The 23751-nt window shown below is 41.6% G+C and carries 20 protein-coding genes and 1 pseudogene; 8 read left to right on the top strand and 13 right to left on the bottom strand.

Annotation, left to right across the window (positions count from 1 at the left end; translation table 11 throughout):
• Positions 1–391 precede the first annotated feature (391 nt).
• Both RMY00_RS27320 and RMY00_RS27315 read left to right on the top strand, forming a co-directional pair.
• Positions 392–1807 carry an efflux RND transporter periplasmic adaptor subunit gene (locus RMY00_RS27320; RefSeq protein ID WP_322650543.1) on the top strand — a complete coding sequence of 472 codons (1416 nt, stop codon included), beginning with the start codon at positions 392–394 and terminating at the stop codon, positions 1805–1807.
• Between the two features lie 107 nt (positions 1808–1914).
• Entirely contained in the window at positions 1915–5079 is a 3165-nt protein-coding gene (locus RMY00_RS27315) for an efflux RND transporter permease subunit (RefSeq protein WP_322650542.1), read from the top strand.
• Positions 5080–5283: 204 nt separating this feature from the next.
• On the opposite strand, the gene RMY00_RS27310 is transcribed toward RMY00_RS27315, so the two are convergent.
• A complete protein-coding gene (locus RMY00_RS27310) occupies positions 5284–5739 on the bottom strand; it encodes an HNH endonuclease signature motif containing protein (RefSeq protein ID WP_322650541.1) in 456 nt (151 codons plus the stop codon).
• Complete coding sequence (locus RMY00_RS27305; protein ID WP_322650540.1) at positions 5729–6124, bottom strand: hypothetical protein; 396 nt, start codon at positions 6122–6124, stop codon at positions 5729–5731. Before RMY00_RS27305 ends, RMY00_RS27310 begins: the two co-directional genes overlap by 11 nt.
• Positions 6125–6289: 165 nt before the next feature.
• Here RMY00_RS27305 and RMY00_RS27300 point away from each other — a divergent pair, with 165 nt between their 5' ends.
• Together RMY00_RS27300 and RMY00_RS27295 are read left to right on the top strand one after the other, a co-directional pair.
• Positions 6290–6766: a hypothetical protein gene (locus RMY00_RS27300; protein ID WP_322650578.1), complete on the top strand. Its 477-nt coding sequence runs from the start codon at positions 6290–6292 to the stop codon at positions 6764–6766.
• A 445-nt stretch (positions 6767–7211) separates the two neighbouring features.
• Positions 7212–10415, top strand: coding sequence for a HEAT repeat domain-containing protein (locus RMY00_RS27295; RefSeq protein WP_322650539.1), 3204 nt, complete (start codon positions 7212–7214; stop codon positions 10413–10415).
• Between the two features lie 157 nt (positions 10416–10572).
• Here the strand turns inward: RMY00_RS27295 and RMY00_RS27290 are convergent, their stop codons facing one another.
• The 5 genes from RMY00_RS27290 to RMY00_RS27270 all read right to left on the bottom strand — a co-directional run bounded on the left by RMY00_RS27290 (position 10573) and on the right by RMY00_RS27270 (position 14213).
• Complete coding sequence (locus RMY00_RS27290; RefSeq protein WP_322650538.1) at positions 10573–12504, bottom strand: M48 family metallopeptidase; 1932 nt, start codon at positions 12502–12504, stop codon at positions 10573–10575.
• 6 nt (positions 12505–12510) lie between these two features.
• Positions 12511–13098 (bottom strand): LemA family protein, encoded by a 588-nt coding sequence (locus RMY00_RS27285; RefSeq protein ID WP_322650537.1) that lies wholly within the window; start codon positions 13096–13098, stop codon positions 12511–12513.
• Positions 13099–13318: 220 nt separating this feature from the next.
• Entirely contained in the window at positions 13319–13570 is a 252-nt protein-coding gene (locus RMY00_RS27280) for a hypothetical protein (RefSeq protein ID WP_322650536.1), read from the bottom strand.
• Between the two features lie 167 nt (positions 13571–13737).
• Positions 13738–13998: a type II toxin-antitoxin system RelE/ParE family toxin gene (locus RMY00_RS27275; RefSeq protein WP_322650535.1), complete on the bottom strand. Its 261-nt coding sequence runs from the start codon at positions 13996–13998 to the stop codon at positions 13738–13740.
• Complete coding sequence (locus RMY00_RS27270; RefSeq protein ID WP_322650534.1) at positions 13995–14213, bottom strand: hypothetical protein; 219 nt, start codon at positions 14211–14213, stop codon at positions 13995–13997. The genes RMY00_RS27275 and RMY00_RS27270 overlap by 4 nt, the downstream gene beginning before the upstream one ends.
• Before the next feature lie 238 nt (positions 14214–14451).
• On the opposite strand from RMY00_RS27270, the gene RMY00_RS27265 reads away from it, so the two are divergent.
• Both RMY00_RS27265 and RMY00_RS27260 read left to right on the top strand, forming a co-directional pair.
• Complete coding sequence (locus RMY00_RS27265; protein WP_322650533.1) at positions 14452–14685, top strand: DUF6883 domain-containing protein; 234 nt, start codon at positions 14452–14454, stop codon at positions 14683–14685.
• Entirely contained in the window at positions 14682–14906 is a 225-nt protein-coding gene (locus RMY00_RS27260) for a DUF4926 domain-containing protein (protein WP_322650532.1), read from the top strand. The genes RMY00_RS27265 and RMY00_RS27260 overlap by 4 nt, the downstream gene beginning before the upstream one ends.
• A gap of 48 nt (positions 14907–14954) precedes the next feature.
• On the opposite strand, the gene vapC is transcribed toward RMY00_RS27260, so the two are convergent.
• The 6 genes from vapC to RMY00_RS27230 all read right to left on the bottom strand — a co-directional run bounded on the left by vapC (position 14955) and on the right by RMY00_RS27230 (position 20612).
• The gene (vapC, locus tag RMY00_RS27255; RefSeq protein WP_322650531.1) at positions 14955–15356 is read right to left on the bottom strand and encodes a type II toxin-antitoxin system tRNA(fMet)-specific endonuclease VapC; all 402 of its coding nucleotides are present in this window, start codon (positions 15354–15356) and stop codon (positions 14955–14957) included.
• On the bottom strand, positions 15353–15712 hold the full coding sequence (locus RMY00_RS27250) for a hypothetical protein (protein WP_322650530.1): 360 nt from the start codon (positions 15710–15712) through the stop codon (positions 15353–15355). Before RMY00_RS27250 ends, vapC begins: the two co-directional genes overlap by 4 nt.
• Positions 15713–15887: 175 nt before the next feature.
• Complete coding sequence (locus tag RMY00_RS27245; RefSeq protein ID WP_322650529.1) at positions 15888–16892, bottom strand: reverse transcriptase family protein; 1005 nt, start codon at positions 16890–16892, stop codon at positions 15888–15890.
• A 150-nt stretch (positions 16893–17042) separates the two neighbouring features.
• The gene (locus tag RMY00_RS27240; RefSeq protein WP_322650528.1) at positions 17043–17765 is read right to left on the bottom strand and encodes a DUF3800 domain-containing protein; all 723 of its coding nucleotides are present in this window, start codon (positions 17763–17765) and stop codon (positions 17043–17045) included.
• Positions 17766–17957: 192 nt separating this feature from the next.
• On the bottom strand, positions 17958–18179 hold the full coding sequence (locus tag RMY00_RS27235; protein ID WP_322650527.1) for a hypothetical protein: 222 nt from the start codon (positions 18177–18179) through the stop codon (positions 17958–17960).
• Positions 18180–18398: 219 nt separating this feature from the next.
• Entirely contained in the window at positions 18399–20612 is a 2214-nt protein-coding gene (locus RMY00_RS27230) for a phosphoketolase (RefSeq protein ID WP_322650526.1), read from the bottom strand.
• A gap of 189 nt (positions 20613–20801) precedes the next feature.
• On the opposite strand from RMY00_RS27230, the pseudogene RMY00_RS27225 reads away from it, so the two are divergent.
• Both RMY00_RS27225 and RMY00_RS27220 read left to right on the top strand, forming a co-directional pair.
• Positions 20802–21754 (top strand): annotated as a pseudogene (locus tag RMY00_RS27225) (cytochrome P450).
• Positions 21755–22325: 571 nt separating this feature from the next.
• Positions 22326–23702 (top strand): cytochrome P450, encoded by a 1377-nt coding sequence (locus RMY00_RS27220; protein WP_322650525.1) that lies wholly within the window; start codon positions 22326–22328, stop codon positions 23700–23702.
• The last annotated feature ends 49 nt before the right edge of the window (positions 23703–23751 follow it).

Here is a 23751-nt window from a genome sequence, read left to right as displayed (position 1 = left end):
AAAGGCTTCAGAGGGATTATCGATGCCGGACAAAAATATTTACTTGATATAACTTTATACATAAAAGGCAGATTTTAAATTAGATAAATCTAGATTCGCCTCACTAGTTTTTCATATCTAACCATTGGTTGACGGTGATCTAAATACATATATTGTGTGACCTTGAGTAACTAGATGATATGAAATAATTTTTGTATCATAATCTACATAAGTTTTTTTAAGATTTTTTTGCTAGTAATTACTCTTAATTAACTTGTTTAATTATATACGTCGGTATATAAAAGACATTTACTATGAAATGCGTCATAGTTGATATGAAGTAAATAAACTTCAAGTTTTCTTAAGAAAATACCAAGATTGGTATACGTAGACAGAAAGTGGAGGTAGGACTGTGAGCGATGACAGTGTTTCAGAAATCGAGGTGGAAGAAGCTATAACCTATAAAGATAGGAGCTTTTTGAGCAAATCGGATCAAAAATCAACTAGGGCATGGTTGAAACCATTATTTTTAGGTGCTGGTTTAGGAATTGCGATCGCCTTTGGTGGGATGGGTGTATTAAGTCGTCTTTCACCTCGTCAACCAAGCGTAGTAGCTGATAAAAAAGTTAACCCAGCAATGACAGTTACCATCGCCACAGTAGAAACCGCCCGTGTTTTCCGTACCCTCAAAACTACTGGAACTGTAGCAGCACACGATTTAATTCCAGTTTTACCGCAGACGAACGGCTTACAAATCAAAAGCATCCCCGAAGATGTAAAAGAAGGGACTTTTGTCAAAAAAGGTCAAGTGTTGGCAGTGTTGGATGGTTCAATATTGCAAAGCCAAATTAACCAAGCAAAAGCAGACGTAGAATCAAAACAAGCAGATTTAGCAGCCAAACAGGCAGATTTGGCATCAAATAAAGCCATAGTCCAGCAAAAACAAGCAGATTTAGCTCAAGCTAAGGCGAGGTTAGAAGAAGCAGCCAAGAATTATCAGCGCTATCAAAAACTCGCTGATTCTGGGACGATTAGTAAGCAAGAACTCGATACTCGTTCCTACGCTGTGAAAACTGCCGTAGAAGTTGTGAATCTTTCCCAAGAAAATGTGCGTAGTGCCCAGGCCAATATCGGTAGCGCCCAAGCTATCATCAACAAAGCCAAAGCCGATGTCAAGAGCAGTGCTGCTAAGGTGCAACAACTACAAACTCAGTTGGGACAAACTGTGGTGCGATCGCCTGTTGCTGGAATAATCGCCGAGAAATTGGCCAGAGTTGGTGATGTGACTGGTGTACCACCGCAAACCCAGGTGGGAACTGTGATTGGTGGCACACAAAAGCTATTTTCGATTATCCGAGATGAAAAGTTAGAACTTCAGGCGAAAGTACCAGAAATTCAATTAAATCAGGTGAAAATTGGCGCATCTGTGCAGATTACTTCTGATGTGGATCAGCGCGTGCGATCGCAAGGACGAGTCAGGGAGATACAGCCACAGGTAAACGATCAAAGGCGGGAGGCTACAGTCAAAATTGACTTACCGCCAACAACTTTACTTAAACCAGGGATGTTTGCTAATGCTGCAATTACTACTAACTCAGGGATAAAAATAGTAGTGCCGCAAAAAGCAGTGCAATCTCAAGCAGACTCAAGTGTAATTGTATTCACCTTATCGAGTGAAGATATAGTCCGCAGCCAAAAAGTAGAGTTAGGAGATCCTGCCAATGACGATAAAGTGGAAATCAAAAGTGGATTGCAATTAGGCGATCGCGTCGTAGTTGATGGTGCAGGATATCTCAAAGATGGTGATAAGGTTCGAGTGGCAATTTGAAGTAAATAGGAAATAGGGAATGGGGAATAAGGAATGGGGAGAAATGACCAATGACAAATGACAAATGATAAATGACAAATCTAAAATCCAAAATCTAAAATTTTCCAATGTCTTTTAATCTCTCAGCTTGGTCGATTAAAAAACCCGTTCCCACAATAGTATTATTTTTAATTTTGACAGTTGTGGGTTGGTTCTCCTTCATATCCTTGGGGATTGATATTAACCCAAATATTGATGTGCCAACAGTTTCGATAAAAGTTACGCAACCGGGTGCAGGCCCGGCCGAACTAGAATCCCAAGTGACGAAGAAAATTGAAGATGCCGTTGCAGGGTTGGGCAATATCGATTATATGATTTCCACTGTCAGCGATGGGAATTCTAAGACGACAATCAATTTTGTTTTGGGTACAGATAGCGATCGCGCTACCAATGATGTTCGCAATGCGATCGCTCAAATTCGTCAAGATTTACCCCAAGATATCAACGAGCCAATTGTGGAACGTCTGGACTTTTCCGGGGGCCCGGTGATTACTTACGCGGTTAAATCAGATCGGCGTTCTGTAGAAGAATTAAGCAACCTTGTCGATCAAACCATTAGCCGCGCCTTATTGGGAGTCCGTGGTGTCGCCCAAATTCAGCGCGTCGGTGGAGTTGACCGAGAAATTCGGATTAATCTGAATCCAAACCGCTTACAATCTTTAGGTATCACCGCCACCCAGGTAAACGACCAAATCCGCGCTTTGAACATTAACTTACCTGGAGGACGTGCCGAAGTCGGTGGTAGCGAACAAAGTATCCGCACTTTAGGAAGTGCAGCCAGTGTGGATATGTTGAAAACCTACGAAATCCTCTTACCACAAGGTGGTTCCGTACCCTTATCCACCTTGGGAACCGTAGAAGATAAATTTGGTGATGTGCGTCAAGCTGCCCGTTTGAATAATCAACCTGTGGTAGCTTTCCAAGTGTTACGTAGTACCGGCAGCGTTCTGGTGACTGTGGAACAAGGAGTGAAAGCAGCAGTTAAAGAACTGGAAAAAACCCTTCCCGCAGATGTGAAGCTGGATTTAATTTTTACTAGAGCCGATGTTGTTCGCCAATCCTACCAAAGCACCATTGATGAATTGATTCAAGCTTCGGTGCTGGCAGTCATCGTTATTTTAGTATTTTTGCGGGACTGGCGAGCAACATTAATTACGGCTGTTGCCTTACCCTTGTCAATAATTCCTACCTTCGCGGTGCAGCAAGCCCTTGGTTACACCCTCAACAACATGACTTTGTTGGCATTAGCGCTAGCGGTAGGCAACTTAGTAGATGATGCCGTTGTGGAAATTGAAAACATGGAACGGCACATGGCTATGGGTAAGTCAGCTTGGGAAGCCGCTTTTGACTCTTCTGATGAAGTAGGGTTAGCAGTAATAGCAAGTTCAGCGACGATTGTTGCGGTGTTTATGCCCGTTGCCTTTATGGGTGGGATTCCAGGGCAGTTTTTCCAACCATTTGGTGTTACCGTTGCCGTTTCCACAATTTTCTCAACTCTGGTAGCGCGGATGGTTACACCGATGATGGGGGCGTATCTTTTGAAGGAAGAGGAGAGCAGGGGGACTCGGGGCCCCCACGGAGTGGGGATTGGGCGAGAGGGGACAGGGAGAGTAATAAAATTTTTGAATTTTAAATTTGCACTTCCAGGTAGCGGGTATGGCAGCAAAAAACATAGAACTAAAAAGCGTCGGGGGTTTCAACCTTATAGATCGCTCCTTGAGTGGGCGTTACGCCATAGATTGACAACAATGGCGATCGCTTTAGCTTTCTTTATTGCGAGTCTAACGCTGGTTCCGTTGATTCCCAAGGGTTTTGTGGATGATGGCGATTTTGGAATTTCCAACGTATCTATAGAATTACCTCCTGGTTCGACATTAGAAGACGTTAATAAGGTAGTCACACAAGCTACTAACATCATTCGGCAAAACCCAGTAGTTGAACGTGTATTAGCGACAGAAGAGATTAATTCTGCAACCCTTGCCATTAATCTCAAACCTAGAGAAGAACGAAATATTTCCCAAAAACAGTTTGAAGAACAAGTACGTCCTGACTTTGAACAAATACCAGGAGCTAGAATTAGTTTCCAAAGTCAGTCACCAGGCGACAGTCGGAAAGGTTTATCAATTGTCCTCAGAAGTGAAAATCCTGAAGCGTTGAATCAAGCTGCTGATGCCCTAGAAAAGCAGATGCGATCGCTAGCCGGATTGGTGGAAGTGTCTTCTACTGCGAGTTTGGTTAAACCAGAGATTTTGGTAATTCCCAACCCACAACGGGCAGCAGATTTAGGGGTGACAGTGCAAGCGATCGCTCGGACTGCTTCTCTTGCTACCATCGGCGATAATGAGGCCAACTTGGCGAAATTTAATTTAAGCGATCGGCAAATCCCCATTCGGGTGCAAATCGATCCGACAGCGCGGGCTGACATCAACACAATCACAAATCTACAAGTCCCTAGTCAAAATGGGAGATTAATTCCCCTTGTCGCAGTTGCAGACATCCGCTTTGGCAGTGGACCTGCAACCATCAACCGCTATGATCGCGCCCGTCAAGTTGCCGTAGAAGCCAATCTACAAGGGATTTCTTTGGGAGAGGCAGTAGAAACAATCAACAAACTACCTGTGATGCAAAACTTACCGTCAGGGGTAGTACAGCAACCATCCGGTAGCGCCAAAATTATGCGAGACATTTTCGGCCGTTTTGGCGGTGCATTAGGATTGGCATTAATGTGTATCTATGCAATTCTGGTGCTGTTGTATAACAACTTTCTGCATCCATTATCGATTATGGCGGCTTTGCCCTTTTGTTTAGGCGGCGCATTGGTAGCGTTAATGGTTGCTCAGAAACCTTTGGGAATATATGCTTTGATTGGGATCATCCTGCTGTTAGGAATTGTCACCAAAAACTCGATTCTGTTAGTTGACTATACAATCATCAACATGCAGGAAGGGAAAACCCAACGTCAGGCGCTTGTTGAATCGGGTGTGTCACGTCTGCGTCCGATTTTAATGACTTCTTTGGCAACGATCGCCGGGACTCTGCCTTTAGCATTAGGAATTGGCGCGGGTTCTGAAGTTCGCCAACCAATGGGAATTGCCATTATGGGCGGTTTTACAACTTCTACCTTGCTGACATTGGTAGTAGTGCCAGTGATATTTAGCTACATTGATAATTTCCAAACTTGGATTATGGATAGATTACGCTATGGCTTTGGTAAAAAACCATCGCGTTCTTGAAGAAGAATTCAGAAGTCAGAATTCAGCAGTCAGAATTAATCAGTCGGGGATTCAGACCGGCGCAGGAATTGAAGACCTCCAAATCGGAGATTTGGAGGGGGTTTTAGACCCGTTTATTCATCCGCTAAATCGATTCAGAATTCATACTGAATTCTGGCTCCTGACTTCTGAATTCTGTTTGATAACTACGAACTTTTACCATTTTTACTGCGGTGGATGCAGTCCGGCTGAAGTCAGAAGACGACGCAAGTTAACAACTCCAACCCGATTTAATTGCAGAGCTTCCACCGTGGCTCGACCACAGGGATTTTTGCCGATAATCCTGGTAAAATCATCGTTCCAGGTAAAATGCTCTGACCAAAGCTGCTGACGAGGATGAAACAGCGCAATCTCTTGTTTGGTTTCTGGATCGGGATGGCTGATTTTGGTATGCTTTCGAGCATTGCAGCCAAAACACGACCAAGCTAAATTTTCTGAGATCGTTTCTCCACCTGCCTGACGAGGTTTGATGTGTTCTACAGTGAAGCTGTCAGGAGAAAATTCTTCTGGGCATCGGCAATATTCACAAAGACTTTTAGCTCTGCTAGCTATCGTTCGTCTCAGTGCAGCAGGTACTCGTTTCTCTTCTGGCGACGCTTTGCGAACAAACTCAGACGGCATGGAATAACTGAGAGTCTGATAAAAATTGGCGATTCAAGGTAAGCAAGTCGATCTTCTTGAGCTTTGCTAACTCAATGAGAGCTTGCAGACGTTCGACTTTCCACTGTTCTAGCTGATCTTCATACTGGATCAATTCTTCGTGTTCGATCGCTGTGAGTTCGCCCCATTCACAGCGATCGCGTAAATCCTGTAATCTTTTCTGATCGTCAGACGCAAGGTGACGTTGGATTACTTCCAGCAGGACTACTTCTTGATCGTTGGATGTACCTGGCTGGGAGGGTTCAGACAGAAACTCTAATAACTGTACTACGGCAGATAACTTTTCTGGAGACAACTGCTCAATCAGTTCGATCGCTCTTCTACGAATATCGGTTACTGGAGTCATAGAAAGTCAGACTTACCTGTATCTAATCAAATTGTACTCAGATTGGGCTGATTTTTCGATTGCTCCCAAATGCGGCGATCGCACTTTATGCTATGGGATGTGGGATGTGCGATCGCATTTACCAATGGGAATCATAACAAACAGATTCACCTGAGTAAATATTTAATGGCTTACCAAAACATTACCGCCTCCCTTTCCCCAGCAGATATCCAAGAAATTAAAGCAGCCTTTGCGACTATCCAAGCAAAGATGCCTTTTCTGGTAACTCTGAGTGTGGAAGAACGACGCAAGTTATTTAAGATGGGCGATAAAAGCCTAGCTTTTGTCAACACTAGCCTAACTGCTGCCCAGTCTAACCGAGACATTTTACCAGCTAGCTTTGATGTAGATGAGTTTGTGCGCGATTATCAATTAGCCGCAACGCTTACCGAACTGTTGATCAAACTGCAACAACTGACAGAACAGGTAGATGATACCCTAATGGCAGTCGGTAGCGAAGCAATGGGTAGCAGTTTGACTGTTTATGATTACGTCAAGACTGCTGCTAAGAAGACTCCAGGGTTAAAAACTCTTGCTGAACAGTTAGGCGATCGTTTTAAGGCTATTAAAAATAAACCTGTTAAAACTAACTCTGGTTCATAGGCTGAAAATCTTGCTAAAGATACTGCAAGAGTCAAAGGGGAAAAGTTAAAGGGAAATTTAATTCCTTTTCTTTTTTCCTTTTTATTTTGTCAACTGGTGAATGAGTCTTTGATACTCGTGAGCGAGTCTTTGATACTCATGGACGAGTCTTTAATACTGGCGCGAGAGTCTTTAATACTGGCGCGAGAGTCTTTGATACTCGTGGACGAGTGTTTGATACTCGTAGACGAGTGTTTGATACTCGTAGACGAGTGTTTGATACTCGTGGATGAGTCTTTAATACTGGCGCGAGAGTCTTTAATACTCGTGGACGAGTGTTTGATACTCGTAAATGCAGATCGCTTACCACTTGTTGATACCAAGTTGCATTTTCAATTAGGAATTAGGAATTGCAAGGTTGTTATTATACTCATAATCTCGTGTATTCTCCCACCTTGCTCCAAACATGGTAACAACTCCCCGCCACCGCAGCAAGCCTTCCCCCCTTATCCTTTATGCTTTAGCTTTCATCCTTTCTTTCCTTTTTTGTCTACCTTGGGTTAGCGCCAAAGAAACCCCCAAACCCAAGCCCCAAGATTGGCAGATTAACGGTATAGTAGCAGCCCTTGACGACAGCTACGACAAAGTGAAGGGATATGCTTTTGACAAATTAGCTGCATATGAACTAAAAGACTTGAAAACCGTGGTTAAGAAACCGAAGGACATAGCACAGAAAGCCGCCAACATCCTCAAGGATGAAAAGGTTGACTCAAGTGTTCGTCGCGGGGCGGCAGGGGTATTAGGCAACTTCGGGCAGGCGGCAACTCAATACATCCCTGACATCGCCAACATCCTCAAGGATGAAAAGGTTGACTCAAGTGTTCGTCGTGGGGCGGCAGGGGCATTGGGCAACTTCGGGCAGGCGGCGACTCAATACATCCCTGACATCCTCAAAATCCTCAAGGATGAAAAGGTTGACTCAGATGTTCGTCGCGGGGCGGCAGAGGCATTGGGCAACTTCGGACAGGCGGCAACTCAATACATCCCTGAAATCCTCAACATCCTCAAGGATGAAAAGGTTAACGTAAATTTTCGTCGCGGGGCGGCAGAGGCATTGGGCAACTTCAAGCAGGCGGCAACTCAATACATCCCTGATATCCTCAACATCCTCAAGGATGAAAAGGTTGACTTATATGTTCGTGGCGGTACGGCAGTGGCATTGAGCAACTTCGGACAGGCGGCGGCTCGATACATCCCTGACATCCTCAACTTCCTCAAGGATGAAAAGATTGACTTATTTATTGATGGCGGGGCAACAGAGGCATTGGGCAACTTCGGGCAGGCGGCGACTCAATACATCCCTGATATCCTCAACATCCTCAAGGATAAAAAGGTTGACTCATATGTTCGTGGCGGTACGGCAGTGGCATTGAGCAACTTCGGACAGGCGGCGGCTCGATACATCCCTGACATCCTCAACTTCCTCAAGGATGAAAAGGTTGACTCATATGTTCGTCGCGTGGCGGCAGAGGCATTGGGCAACTTCGGGCAGGCGGCGGCTCGATACATCCCTGACATCCTCAACTTCCTCAAGGATGAAAAGGTTGACTCAGATGTTCGTCGCGTGGCGGCAGAGGCATTGAGCAACTTCGGGCAGGCGGCGGCTCAATACATCCCTGACATCGCCAACATCCTCAAGGATGAAAAGGTTGACTCAAATGCTCGTGGCAGGGCGGCAGTGGCATTGAGCAAGTTTGGGCAGGCGGCGGCTCAATACATCCCTGACATCCTCAACTTCCTCAAGGATGAAAAGGTTGACTCAGATGCTCGTGGCAGTGCGGCAGAGGCATTAACGAATATCAGAAAACTGGATTTAAAGGAGGTTGTTGTAATTCTGAATAATATTTATGAGCCTGGTAATTCAGAATACTTAAATTGGCGTTTTCTAACCTATTTCCTCGGCACTGGCACTGACGATGTGAAAACGCTACTTACATGGCTCGGTAAGCCTAAAGCAATTCCTCGTGAAATAAAATACGAAGACGGGAAGAAGACACTGGAGGTTTTTCGCAAAGTCTGGGAACCCAGTCAAGAACTGCCAGAATTACGAAAAGACTTAGCAAGGCAAATCGCCGAGGTTGCGAGAAAAGTCTCTTGGCAACCACAAGATATTGTTATTTTAGAAATTCACTACAACAACCTAAAAACAGCCGGATACAACGAAGCTGATTCACTGCAATCAGTCATAGTTAACCTCAAAGGTTGGCAGTGGTTTTTCAGAGCCAGAAACATTATCATCATTCACATTGCCTTTTGGCTAGCCCTCATCTTTGCCTACCCCAAATTTCCCCAAGTCCAAGCCATCTTCTTCTGGAACCCTTGGGTACGCCGGATTCTCGGCGTGGGCTATGTCGGCTTTTTCCTCACCTGGGTTCCCTTTTTCCGCCGCAAATTATTTGAACCATTCAAACCTTCCCTATTAGCCGATGCCGGGTTAGATAATTTTCATGACCAATCATACTTCCCAGAATCTCAAGTCAAAGTTCCCACATCAGGAGACATCCAGCCAATTACCGCAGCCTTACCTAGTATTCAAGGACAAATTATCTTACAAGGAGATTCCGGCTTAGGCAAGTCGATGTTTCTCCGTCATCTGTTGAAAAATCAAGAGCGCATAGTCGTTTATCTCCCCGCCCAAAAGTGTCATAAAGGCGTAATTGAAGCCATCCAAGACAAGCTACACGGCCAAGCCCAAGATGCCAGCTTCCTGAAAAACCTGATTTACAGTGGCGCGATAGATATCTGCATCGACGGACTCAACGAAGTCACCGCCGAAACCCGGGCCAAAATCTGCCAGTTTGTCGAAAGCTATTTCCGGGGCAATATTATAATGACTACCCAGCCCCTAGAGTGGACACCGCCCTCTACAGCAAAAATATACTACTTGCAGCCCCTTGAACAACAACAAATTCAAGAGTTTTTGATCTCCCGTCAGCCACGACTCCCCAAAGATGCCAAAATTCAAGGTGCTGATTACGAAAAAGCCTGCACCATTTGTTTAACAGAAGTCCTCAAACAGCAACAAGCCCAAGAAGAGTTAGATGCTGTCCGCCGAATTCTTTCCAACCCAATGGATCTAACAGTAGTAGCGCTGATGTTATCACAAGGTAAACAGCCAAACTTATTTCGCCTGCAAGAACAGCAATACAACCTGATGGCGGCAGAATACCTGAAAGAATGGAATCAAGAATTTCCGTTAAAAAAATTCTCAGCCGCCGTCTACGAAATGCGACTCGAAGACAAACAAGCTATACCCGCAGATGAATTTTACCAAGTAGCCATGTCTTTGTCAGACGAGAAATACAAGATGGTAGTCAGCCGTCAGTGGCAAGATGAAAAAGGCGAAGCCAAGAAAGAATGGTATTTCCGCCACGATAAAATCATGGATTTCTTCTTGGTGCAAAACTTTCTCGGCGAAACTGATGCCGCCGAAGGACTATTAGTTGATAGAATGGGCGATCCGCGTTTTCGTGGTGTTTATTTCTTGCTAGCAACGTTGCTGCCTTTAGATGCAGCCAAAGAACTGCGAGAAAAATTGATTCAATACGCGGCGGATACTAAAGACAATACGGTGAGTAATACTTTTGTGCAGTTGTTGCGAACTAGATAAGTGGGGCATTAGACAATAAAAGAACCCCTCCCCGCAGGCGACTACCGTGTACACACAAATCGAATTACCCCCCTTAATCCCCCCTTATAAAGGGGGGAAACACGAATCTAGTTCCCTTCCCTTTATAAGGGGAGGGTTAGGGTGGGGTAAGGTTATATTAACTTCGCTGTGGAGAAGATTGTTTCTGTTTGGAAACACCACGCTGAGGGTTTAAAAATGGGGGAATGGGACAATCTAGCGTCATTGCGATCGCTCTTAGCAAATCTGCTTCTGACTGTGTTACTTTATTATCCAAAAGTACTGTGTGGGCGCAGGCATCAACAATAGCCTGCTTCAGTTTAGGACTGGCAAGACGGAGGCGATCAATACTCTTCTTAAGCTCAGTGAAATTACAATTTAGTGGCATGTCTGGTTTTTGTTGTTCTCCAGCTTTGGGAAGTCGAAAAACTCCAGAACGAAAAGCATAGGCGATGTCTTCGGTGGAGGCATCGGGTTGGGAGTATCCAATGCGGGCAATTACAGACAATACTAATAAACTATCTGGCCAAATCTCTTCTATAGAGGTAAATTCAACAGTTGTCGCAGATGTGGGATTTATACTAGGTTGGAGGCGATGCCACAAAATTAACTGCAACACAAAATGCCACAGTGATAAACTTCCGGTAGCTACAACTAAACCGTGAAGGCATTTGCACAACCTTTGACATTCTTTGGCAGAATTTTGACGCAATACGGGTACTGCTAAATCTACAAGTGGCAAGCGAATTCTGGGATCTAACTGGCTAATTTCGCTAGTCAATTCCAGGGTTTTATCTACTAACTCAGCAGGCTGCACCTCACGTAACCAAGCAATTTGACGTTGTTGGATCTCGATGTTTTCAGTATCTAACGCTAGCGCAAAAGCGATCGCCATTGCACTTTCTTGTTCCCGCGCACCCAAACGCAGACATTCTGGTAACTGCGATAACAACGCTTGAGCATGGGCAAAATGCTCTGGTGTAACGCTTCCTACCTGGTTTACAACCTGTTCTGGTGTGGGGCCAGAACCACCAGCAAAGCCCATTGTTAGAGATTCCTGGGAGGGGGAACGCCCTTGATTACGAGATGGCACTGCTGGTAAATTGCTGACATTCAAACCCCCAACGCGGCGGATACGTTCTGCTAAGGGTGGGTGGGTAGAAAACATATTTTCCCAGAAAGAGGGGTTGAGGGCGTTGCCAAAAAACATGTGGCTAGCGGCTTCTGCTCCGGGCGCAATCAAGCGTGAATCCATCTTTTGGAGTTTTTGGAAGACTCCGGTAAGTCCATTGGGGTTGCGAGTGAACTGTACAGCCGAAGCATCGGCGAGAAATTCGCGTTGGCGAGAGATGGCGGCTTTAATTAAGCGTCCACAGAATAATCCGATACCGCCAATTGCCATCAATGCCAAACCAAAAGCCCAGATAGGTAAACCTTTGTCTTCCTTTCCTAAACGGAAGCTATCACGAATCCGCCACAGCAATTCCCCAGTTAAATAAATGAACAAAATCCCGTGCAATAATCCCACCAAACGCAAATTTAGCCGCATATCTCCATTGAGAATATGGCTGAATTCGTGGCCGATGACTCCTTGTAGTTCATCCCGGTTCAGGTGTTGCAAAGTTCCACGGGTAACTCCAATTACAGCATCATTGGGCGTAAATCCGGCAGCGAAGGCATTAATCCCGGTTTCTCTCTCAAGCAGATAAACTTCTGGGACGGAAATACCAGAAGCGATCGCCATTTCCTCGACAATATTTAATAGTTGTCGCCCTTGTTCATCGGCTGTATCTGGTAGCAGGAGTCTTCCCCCCAACTCTTGGGCAATTACGCTTCCGCCCTCACGGAGATAGGCAATTTTATATAAGCTTCCGATTGCGATCGCAATTATTGTAATCCCAGCCACGTAAAGAAATATCCCTGGATGCCACCAAACACGGGGAGCCATGCGAAACAGAAATAAAGTGGCAATATAAATCGCCATAATCATGACTGCGATCGACAGGGAAAATAACCCGATTAATTGTTGCGTATTTTGGCGTGCCCGATCCTGATGTTCAAAGAAATTCATAGACACCTAAAAAGACACGCGTGGAGCATTTCTAATTTCTGGAGTAGCTTCGGGGAGCAATTCTGCAACAGTAAAGTTAAAAGTATTGGCTACAAGGTTGCTGGGGAAAGATTCGCTCTTGGTGTTATAAAGTGTCACGGCGTCATTAAAAGCCTGACGGGCAAAAGCAATCCGGTTTTCAGTGGAAGATAATTCTTCCATAACCTGAGTCATGGCGCGATCGGCTTTCAATTCTGGATAAGATTCTGAAAGTACCATCAACCGACTTAAAGCACCCGTCAGCGCCCCTTCAGCATTACCTAACTGTTGCATCGCTTGTGGATCGCCGGGATTTTGTGCCGCACGACTGCTAGCATTAATTGCAGAATTCCGAGCCGCAATAACTGCTTCTAGAGTTTCCCGTTCATGTTTCATGTACCCTTTGGCAGTTTCCACCAAATTGGGAATTAAGTCATAGCGGCGCTGTAATTGAACATCAATTTGAGAGTAAGCATTTTTGTAACGATTGCGATACTTAACTAAATCGTTGTAAGCATTAATGATAATTACAGCAACAATGGCAAATAAAGCGACAGAAAATATTAAAAGCCCCATATTTTTAGATGATTTCCATCAGATACTTACTTTATATCCAGCAAAATTTGTGTGGATATAAAGATGAGTCTACTTGTAGCAAGTTGGCTTCGTCTTCTGTAAAATTAGTTACGCATATTTACTTATAATGCACGAAATCCCCGACTTTTTGAAGAAGTCGGGGATCTAAGCCTTACGATTTTCACCAATCAGATAAAATTGCTATATGTCATCAGATAAGTTACCCATGAATATGAAGAAATAGGGAATAACCACTGACAGCAAAAATAAAAAGGATAGCGGTAGGAAAAATTATTACATCCCTGACAATAAATAAAATCCAATCTTTTCTTAATTCTTGTTTAAACTTGAGTTCCCGCAGTTTTCGCTCAAGTTCTACATCTTCTTGCGACTGTAAATTTTCAGGTAGCAGCATTAGTGGGTTGTCGCCTTTGCTGGCAATTATTTTTGATAAATCTGTTCTATCTATCATGCTATTTAGATGCCACTTTATAAACAATTTTGACGATTAAATCTTCAAAGTCTGTTACTGTGAGAAGATTTAAATGTTGCTCAGAAGTAGATTGTGACTTTTCCATAGAAAATCCTTAGAGATTGAACTCAATATTTTAATATTTGACCAAAAATAAAGTACAGAATTCAGTTGTAAATTTCTCTCCTATGTCCAACTCGATCAATAAAAATAGTTTTTTTATCAAGGTCAAACTCATAAATAACTCGATAATCTCCAACTCTCAGTTTAAAAAAACCTGATAAGTCAGCCGTCAGAGGTTGCGGTGTAATTTGGTCAAAATTATCAGCCAACCAGTTAATTTTGTTAACAATTCTTCCAGAGACTGCTTTTGTCAACTTTTCTAGGTCAGCTAGGGCTTCTGGTTCATACTCAACTAAGTAATTCATCCGTTCCCTAAATCGAGTCTTTGCATAACTTCTGCTGCGGGAATACCTTTAAAACCTGCCTCTCTACGCTTCTGAATTGCTAATAGTTCTTGTTTAAAATTCTCCTTGATTGTTTGATTCGCATCTGGATCTGCTAGAAATTCTTCTATTGTCTCTCTAACAGTTTCTCGAATCAGGGCTTTAAGTTCGTCAATGGTAAGATTATTAACTTGCATAGTGGTGATTTCATAAAAGGCTTATTTACCAATTTTAGTCTATCGGTAATCATTGCTGAGACGTAAAATGTTAAGTAAATTATAGTTAGCTAAGGCTGTAAAATTAACAGCGATGATTCAATAACTTGATAGGGTTATGCTGACTAATATAATGATGCTTATATCTGAGTTCATTTGTTTTCGAGGAATTCATCAACTGTAATTCCTACCTGTCGAATCAAACTTCTAAGTAACCCAGGTGCTAATTCCCGATGATTGGGAATTGATAAGGTTGCTTTTGATTCACACCAAAGTATCTAACGATGTTACAAAGATTGAAGATTCACCATTTGGAACTCGATATGCTATAGAAGGTACACTGCTTTCACCAGATGGCAGAAACGCCGTGATTAGTTCGGCTTGGTTTATTGAAACAGGGGAAACTATTCCTAAATTTGTTACTTCATACCCACTGAAACGGAGAGAAGAATGATTCAAGAACTTGATAGAGTTATTCTGACTAGTGATGTACCAGAATATAGTTTAGAAGAGGGTGATACAGGTACAGTTGTTTTAGTACATCAGGGTGGCAAAGGATATGAAGTTGAATTTGTCACATTGGATGGGGAAACTGTGGCAATTGTTTCACTCCACAGCATACAAGTACGTCCAATCGGTAGAAGAGAAATTGCGCGATCGCTGCTGATAATCTAATTTATAATGGCATACAGCCAAATAATCGAGACTAACTAATGTTGAGTTTTAAAGCAGAGTCCAGTTTTCCAGTTTTAATCCGTTGATGCGTTCGTAGTGGCGAGTATTGTTTGTTACTAAAGTGTAGTTTTCTGCAAGTGCAACACTAGCAATTAGTAAATCAAATTCAGCAATTGTTTGCCCTATTCTACGGAGTTCTGCTTTTAATTCACCATACTTTCTCAGAGCAGGATCAGTTAAAGGTATGATGGGTAAGTTTTGAATAAAGTCTTCTGCACGAGTCAAATTTTCCACTACTCGTTGAGAATTATAAGCACCAAAATATAACTCAGCAACTGTGATGCTACAAATATAAATTTGCTTCCATCCTATTTCTCTAACTTTATTTCTGACTGAATTAATATCTTTAATCCAATAAATGCAAATATCGGTATCAAGTAAATAAGTCATAGACTAATGTCATTGTTAGAAATAGTACGGCTATCATAAATGTCTTTGACTATTTCCTCAGCAGTACGTTCATCTTCCCAAGGGCCAAGCCTTTCCATAAATGTATCTAGTGGATGCGGTTTTGGCTGCTGTTCAGATGAGAGAATGATTTCATTGACTATCAATTGATTAGCTTCTGGAATTCCTAATTTTTTGGTTTCCTCTTTAGCTATAACCATCATTTGCATTAACGTTATAGCCTGACGCAGAACATCATCTTTACTTGTGCCTATTTTATTTGCTAGTTCGTCTAATATTTGATTTAGTTCAGGTGACAAATCTAAATTTAAGCGAACCATATTTTGAGCGTCAGTCATGGTTCCATCCTTATGTAAAACCTTAAGTACATTATAATTGGCTGTGAGGTGATTGGTTAAGTCGAAATCTGTGCATTTGTCTTCATCAAAGATTGCTTAATCTAATCTTTAACTTGACTGAAACAGGCAGGAAGTTCAGGAACCTTGGCAATATAACCTTTATTGAACTTGTTTTTTACACAGGAGAATGACGTGCAAAAATAGCATAAGGGTCACGTTGATCTTCATCAACTATACCTTCTTCTTTGATAATTTTTTGCCATTGCAGGTCAAATTCTAAAGCTCTATCTGGCTCTACTGAATACATAAAAGCAATCAGTCCATCTATTCTTTTTATGTCATAATACATATTTTTATGGTTATGGCTGCTAACTTTATATTGATGGTTATCCCAACCGTACTTAGATGCATAATACAAAATCTGCCGCAACTGTTTTTTTATGAACTTTGGTATACGAGGTTTTGTATTATCAAAAACTGTTAACCCAGTTACGTATTGTGACCGACCTCTGCGTTGATGTTTCCATTTTGCTGAATTTAACTCAAATCCATACTTGTTTAAACATTTCTCTATATCTTTTTTACGAGGTGTTAGATCGCCAGAGAAGGTAATATCATCAGCATATCTAGAGTATGAGCAATTATATTGTTTTGCTAGTCCGGCAAAATCTTGATCTAGCTCCTTGCATACCAGGTTAGCTAATACGGGACTTGTACTAGCACCCTGCACTAGATGTCCGTTAAAAGTACATAATTTAGTGAATATTTCTGCACTTTTTTCTGTACAGCCAAGCTCTTTAAAAACATCAGAAACCTGTTTTTGAGTGATACTATCGAAGAAGTTCTTTACATCCAGATTTAAGACATATTTTTGAGATAAGTGAAGTGAGGCATTTGTTGCAATCGAGCGTTTGCTTACAAAACCTTGAACATATTCAGGAAATTGCTGTTTTGAAGTAACCGCTGTAGATATATTCTTCTGAATAATATTAAGTTCTGACTCCACTTCGTAAATAATCCGGTATTGTCCCTTTTGACGTTTTCCCCTTTTAGGAATTTTCTTTAGGGTATAAAACAGTGAAGGTCGCTCAAGTACTATGTTAATGAACGATGGAAAACAATTCACTGCTCTTGCAATATGATCAATATTTTCTAGGGATTTGAAGTCTAATTCAATCATAGTGGGTGGTTCTGGAGGAGTAAGGAATGATTACACTGTGAGGTATTCAGAAGCGGACACGACTCGTGCCCACATAATGTTACGCTTCCAGAACCATTCACATCATAGCATGGTATCCTATAGCGGATTTATAAAAATGAATTTATCCCTTTAAGGAAATGGATGTTTACGTGTAAAGAATTCATTTGTCCCGTATCTGTGAATACATCGAATTTTTGGGCGAATTCTTTCAAAGTTACGTGCTTGCCAAGAAGTAGATTTATTTACTCCACTTGCCACGTAATCTCTAAATATAGCTGCCACATAATCTGCTAATACTAAGCAAGGTTCATCCTTACCAGCGCTAATTACCTTGGGATAGTCCCCAAACTTAACTTTATCCCGTAATTGAATTTCTTCAACTTGCTGATTAACAATTACTTCTAATTGATCGCGACGATTTTTAATCCGATTATCATGCTGTTCAAAACAGATATGGATAGGTACATTCCGATTTGCTCGCAGGCGCTCAAACATAACACGACCGAAAAGCTTATCGTACCAGCCATATCCCTGACTGGGATTAAAATCACTCTCCTTTTCTTGATAACAAATATAAGCTTGGAATGGTAATTGACTAATTAGATTAATAACATCAACTTTTACTTCAACAGTATCATCTTCACAATAATGAAACCCTTTTTTTAATAGAGAATTTTGTACACTTGGTACTCTACTGCGGATTGGATCGCTTAGAATATTCTTTTTTAGATTCTCCAATTGGGATCTTAGATAATCAGGATCATGTGTTGTAACGCAGGCTATTGCTAGAAGATTTGATTCTTTGTCAGTACCAGTTTCATCTACGAACATAAAAATGTCTTTTGATACCATACTTAGATATAGAATTTTTGTAGTTGATAACTCGACTAAAAAAAAACCTTTAGTTTTGTAGCTTAATAAAATATATCGAATAAGAAAACCGCAAATACACCCATTAAAATGCCTCTTTATCTGCGTATATATGGGTGTATTTCCGGCAATAATAACCTAAATCTTAATACACTAACCCGATCGCACTTTTTCTCAAATCTCCACATTCCCCACGCTTGTAGATAAAATATCACCCTTCGTCCTAGCTACGAAAATCAAGTTTTGCGACTTGTAAACTAAGTTTCTGACATCAAAACTAGCTTTTGCGACATCAAAACTAGCTTTTGTGACATCAAAACTAGCTTTTGCGACATCAAAACTAGCTTTTGCGACATCAAAACCAGCTTTTGCGACATCAAAACCAGCTTTTGTCAAAGAATTTCAGCAAATCTACTCCCATTTTTTATGCTTGCTAAGTTCTTTTCAATAAAAAAACGCAAATATACGCATTCCGACGCAATTTCAGCGTTTCTATACGTATAAATGCGATAAAAGTAGAAACAATTTCAGCTTTATTTAATGGGAGTTGCTGAATCTAGGGATGAAACGCAAAGGAAAATTCAATAAAATCATCCCGCATTTATGTAACATTATTTAATGCACTAATGCGATCGCACGTTTCGTCAATGCTTCAGCAGTCAATCCATTAAATGCCATCAACTCGCCTGCACTGGCTGTAGTTTCGCCACGTTTCCAAGCAAAGGTGTCGCGCTTCGCTGTACTCCGTAACAGAATTGGTTCTAGCATCGCCGCAGCACCACCAGTAACAGCAATTAGCGCATCGCCATCAAATAATTTGGCAAATTTCGCATCATCCAAGAAACCGCCTTCGGGTTCAGAACAAGTATCCCATGCAGTATCATGACTACGGTACAATTGCCGAGGATTAATAACAGAAACTATCTTCACACCAATACCTTCAGTTTCTAAGAAAGCCGCAGCTTCAAATACTGGCATTAATGTCATATCACCAATTACAGCAAATACAACTTGTTTATCACCAGCGATTTCATGTAATAACACTGCACCATCACGCAACCCTTGACGAGTTTGTTCTAAAGTTGTACGAATTGGTAACGGCGATTTACTTGCAGTAATTACAATTCCCTTATTCTTAGTTTTCAATGCCCAATCATAACAAGCTTGAATACTATTAGCATCAGGCGGAAATAATGGGAAAACATTTCCATTTCGCATCAACGAAGCAAAGTAAGCTTCAATTTCGGGACGTTGGTGAGTCCAACCGTTGCGTCCTTGTTCTAATGCGCCTGCTGTGAATAAAGTAATAGTCGAGGGAGTTTGACGGCGCAATTCTGCCATTGATTGGGTTACAGTTTGCCAAATTGGTAATCCGTTGATGGCAAAAGATTCATAAGAACACCACAAAGTTCTCGCACCCATTAACGCTAAACCCGCAGCTAAACCAGCACAAGCATCTTCACTCAATGGTTCATAAACTTGTCCGTTTGGTGCTTGATTATATAAATCGTCGGTTGTGGGGTGAATAATCTTTAATTCTTGGTTGATGTTGGCAATTCCAGATGCTTCATTACCATCAGCATTGGTGACGAGGAAATTCTGATCTTTATTTCCTACTATTCCTACCAATCGTCCCATTGCGGTTGTGGAAACTTTTGCTTCACCACCAACGGCATATTCTTCTAAAGGTAATTCGCCTAAATCTGGTAATGGAAATTCAAATTCTGTTACTACAGTTTTCGCTGCTGGGCCACCGCCTGCGCGTTCGGCATTTGTTCTGACTAATTGCCAAGCTTCCGCAGATAAAGCACGGGTTTGCAATGCACTAACAATATGAGGCGCATCCAGCGTATCTTTAGGATACAGGTTGTGAGACTTTGAACCCCGCGCGTGGACTCCTGCACCTTTGAGTTGTTTAATAATGAAGACGGTAAGTTTACCACCCAATGCCGATCGCGCTGCTTTATCTACACCCGAAAGTACTGCTTGAGTAAATTCTAGGCGTTTCTCAAAGGAAAAGGCGGTACTATCAACGTAATCCCCTGGTTGATTTTGATCGTCGAAATCTTTGGCATCCACTAACACCACTTCATCAAAACCGTTACCTTGCCAATATGCTTGCATCTCTGGGTTGGTTTTCAGGGAAACCATGCTGTGATGTTCTTGGCTGTAACCGTTCCACACCAACACCGGTAAGAAGTTGGTGACAGCAGGATAAGCTGTATGGAAATGCGCGATCGCACTTACAATATAAGGCTCACCCAATCCACCATCACCCACTGTAAAGGGGAATAATTTATCTTTGTGCAACAGTGCAGCCGCCATTGCAAAGTGTTGTCCTTGTCCCAAAGGGCCAGCCGGTGCAAGAATACCAGGAATGTAACCAGAAAGGTGTCCTAATAATCCGTGCTTTTCTCGGAAGCGATCGCGCAATTCTTGAACTGTAAAAATTTCCATATCCTCTAGCGATCGATCCAAGAACATGGCACTATAAAATCCGGGGGCGTGGTGTCCGACTTCGGTAATAATGTTTTTGTATCCCAGCATGACAAGAGATGCGTAAGCTTCCGCTTGGCTGGCGAATCCGCCGGGATGCCCAGAAGCTTTACTAGCAGTAACTTGCAAAGTTAGGTAGCGTAAGGCATCAGCAGCAAGTAAAGTTTGATATACAGCATTCGGTTCTGTGGGAGATGCGATCGCTACTTTGCCCGATTCTATAGCAGGTGTTGCACCATAAGTTTCAAAATCTGGTAAAGCTTCACCAAAATATTGAATTCCTTCAGAAAAATCGGGAAGCGCTGAAGATGCCTTTGGGGAAATTGCAGTCATGCTGAGTACCTTGTGACGATTAGATAAAACTGTAGATGCTCGTTGAATTTAACAAAAATTTTACATCTTTGAGGTTGTAACAGTTTATTGCTTTTTCGCAATCACAGTATAAGTAACTTGAATCAACAAAAATTCATGAGTTTCAGTTAGTTAAAGTAAGAACAAGATATAAATTAACAAAAGAATTTTATGAAATTACCAAATGGCCCGCAAAGCCCAGCAGTTTTACAGATGCTACGCTGGATTACCAGCCCCATGTCATTTATGGAAACTTGTGCCGAAAGATATGGGGACATGTTCACCATCAGGTTAGAAAGTAAATCTCCGCCATTGATATTTGTCAGTAACCCTGAAGTGCTACAGCAGATTTTAACCAACGATACCAAAGCGTTAGAAGCATCTGGTGATACAAATCTAGTCTTTGAATCTTTACTTGGTAAGCGTTCTGTGATTACCATAGCTTACTCATGGCAGCTAAGGATGAAGCAGGTCAACCAATGACTGATGAAGAGTTACGCGATGAATTAATGACTCTGTTGATAGCAGGACACGAAACTACAGCAACAGCGATCGCATGGGCATTTTACTGGATTCACAAAATCCCATCAGTACGCCAAAAGTTACTCCAAGAACTAGATAGCCTGGGTTATAGCCCTGACCCTAGCGCCATTTTTAAATTACCCTACCTCAATGCTGTTTGTTCCGAAACCTTGCGAATTTACCCAGTCGCAATGCTAACCTTTGCCAGAGTAGTTAGAACACCTATATCTTTGGGTGGCTACGAACTTAAACCAGGTACAGGTGTTATTGGTTCAATTTACTTGACCCACCAACGAGAAGATTTATACCCGGAACCTAAGCAGTTTAAACCAGAACGCTTTTTAGAACGGCAATTTTCTCTTTATGAATACTTGCCTTTTGGAGGTGGTGCAAGGCGGTGTATTGGTTTAGCATTTGCCCAGTTGGAAATGAAGCTAGCACTTGCTAAAATCCTTTCCAGTCGAGAATTAGAACTAGTTGACAATGGTGAAGTGCGACCTAAGCGCCGTGGTTTAGTCACAGGCCCAAATCGTCCCATCCAGATGATTGTCACCAGTCAACGTCAGGTCAAATCTCCCGTTTTACAGACAACCACTGTTTGATGCTGTGAGGCTTAATAGACTTCTTGCATAAGTCGGGAAAAGGGTAAGGGGAAAAGGTTCTGTATTATCCCCTTCCCCTTTAACATGAACCCCTTTTTCCCCTCTTGCAAAAAGTACTTTTGCAAGAGGTCTAATGGGTGCATTCAGCAAACCTTCAATCATCTCTACATTTAGATAGATTTTCAGTGCTTTTAAACAATCCCTCATAGCCCTTTTTTAAGGAGGGTCATGATGGATTTTGATATATTACAACTGTAAAAAGAATTATTTTTAAGGCTGTTACTATACACTAATAGAAGACATTTTAACATCACCAAAGGATGTAATTCTAATGGGTTATTTTAAAATATTTGAGTAATTTTTTTTATAAATGGCTTTAAAAATTCGGAAAAAATATTATGATTAACTTTGTAAAAATTAATAGTGATTAATTCTCGGCGATCCTCTCAAAATATTAAAAAATCTTGCTCTAATTGCATCTTTTTTAAGGAGTGTTAGAGAGAATTAAGCCTTAACCCAAGCGGATTGAATTATTTGCATTTTTTTAAATCCTAAAACTATCGAAGAAACGATGAAACTATTTGATAACTTACGCACACCAGCGTTGCTACAAACTCTGCAATTAATTGCGGAACCAACAAAGTTTTTAGAAAATAATGCTGCTAAGTATGGTGATATTTTCACAGTACAGGTAATGGGTTTAAAGTCGCCACCGATAGTATTTTTTAGCCATCCCCAAGCAATTAGTGATTGTTTTGCCATCCCTGCACAAAAGTTAGATTTTAAGAAAGCAACCCATGTGTTTAAACCCTTGTTTGGAGAAAAATCCATTGTATTTCAAGAAGCGCGATCGCACCAACAACAAAGGCAGTTATTATTACCAGCATTTCATGGCGATAATTTAAAATCTTATGGACAAGCAATTTGTCAAATAACTGAAGAAGCTACACAAAATTGGACATTATGTACAAATATTTGTATACACAACTTAATGTCAAATATAACTTTAGAAATTATCTTGCAAGTGGTATTTGGAATTACTCATGGTGTGCGTTACCAAGAATTAAAAGAGAAATTAAGTTCTTTATTAGAAGATGTAACTAAGCCTTGGTATTCTAGCTTGTTTTTCTTTCCTTTGCTGCAACAAGATTTAGGTGCATGGAGTCCTTGGGGAGCTTTCTTAAAAAGACGAGAGCAAATTGATAAACTCATCTATGCAGAAATTTCTGAAAGACGTTTGCAAAATACTGCTATGCGTACAGATATTCTCAGTATGCTAATGTCAGCGCGTGACGTAAATGGACAACAAATGACAGATGAAGAATTACGCGATCAACTAGTCTCATTATTGCTGTTGGGTTACGAAACTACATCTGGCGTATTAGCCTGGGTATTTTATTTAATTCACTCTCATTTAAATGTGAAACATCGGCTCATCCAAGAACTAAATACCTTGGACGATCTCACAAATCCTGAAGCAATCACACAATTACCTTATCTTACCGCCGTCTGTCAAGAAACACTGCGAATTCATCCTATTGCTTTAATTTGCACACCGCGAATGGTAAAAGATAAAGTAGAAATTATGGAGCATAAATTTACCTCAGAAACAATTTTAGTTCCTTGTATTTATTTAGCACATCGCCGAAGTGAGACTTACACAGAACCAGAACAGTTTCGTCCAGAAAGATTCCTCAACCAAAAGTTTTCGCCTTATGAATATTTACCCTTTGGTGGGGGTTATCGTGGTTGCATTGGTGCGGCATTTTCTATGTATGAACTAAAATTAGTAACAGCCATAATATTATCTCATTTTGAACTAAGCCTTACTGATAAACGTCCAGTACATCCAGTCCGTCGTGGTATTACAATTGTCCCTAGCGGTGGTGTAAAAATGGTTGTTACCAAAAAAGCAAAACTTAAAAGACAAACAATACTTTCTACTTGATTACTCAATCAGCCAATTTGCATATACCACAATATAGATCCGCTCATTA

It is taken from the genome of Nostoc sp. ChiVER01 (assembly GCF_034531155.1).
Classification (GTDB): Bacteria; Cyanobacteriota; Cyanobacteriia; order Cyanobacteriales; family Nostocaceae; genus Nostoc.
The sequence above is the reverse complement of the archived record's forward strand: the minus strand, read 5'-3'. Positions and strand labels throughout refer to the sequence as shown.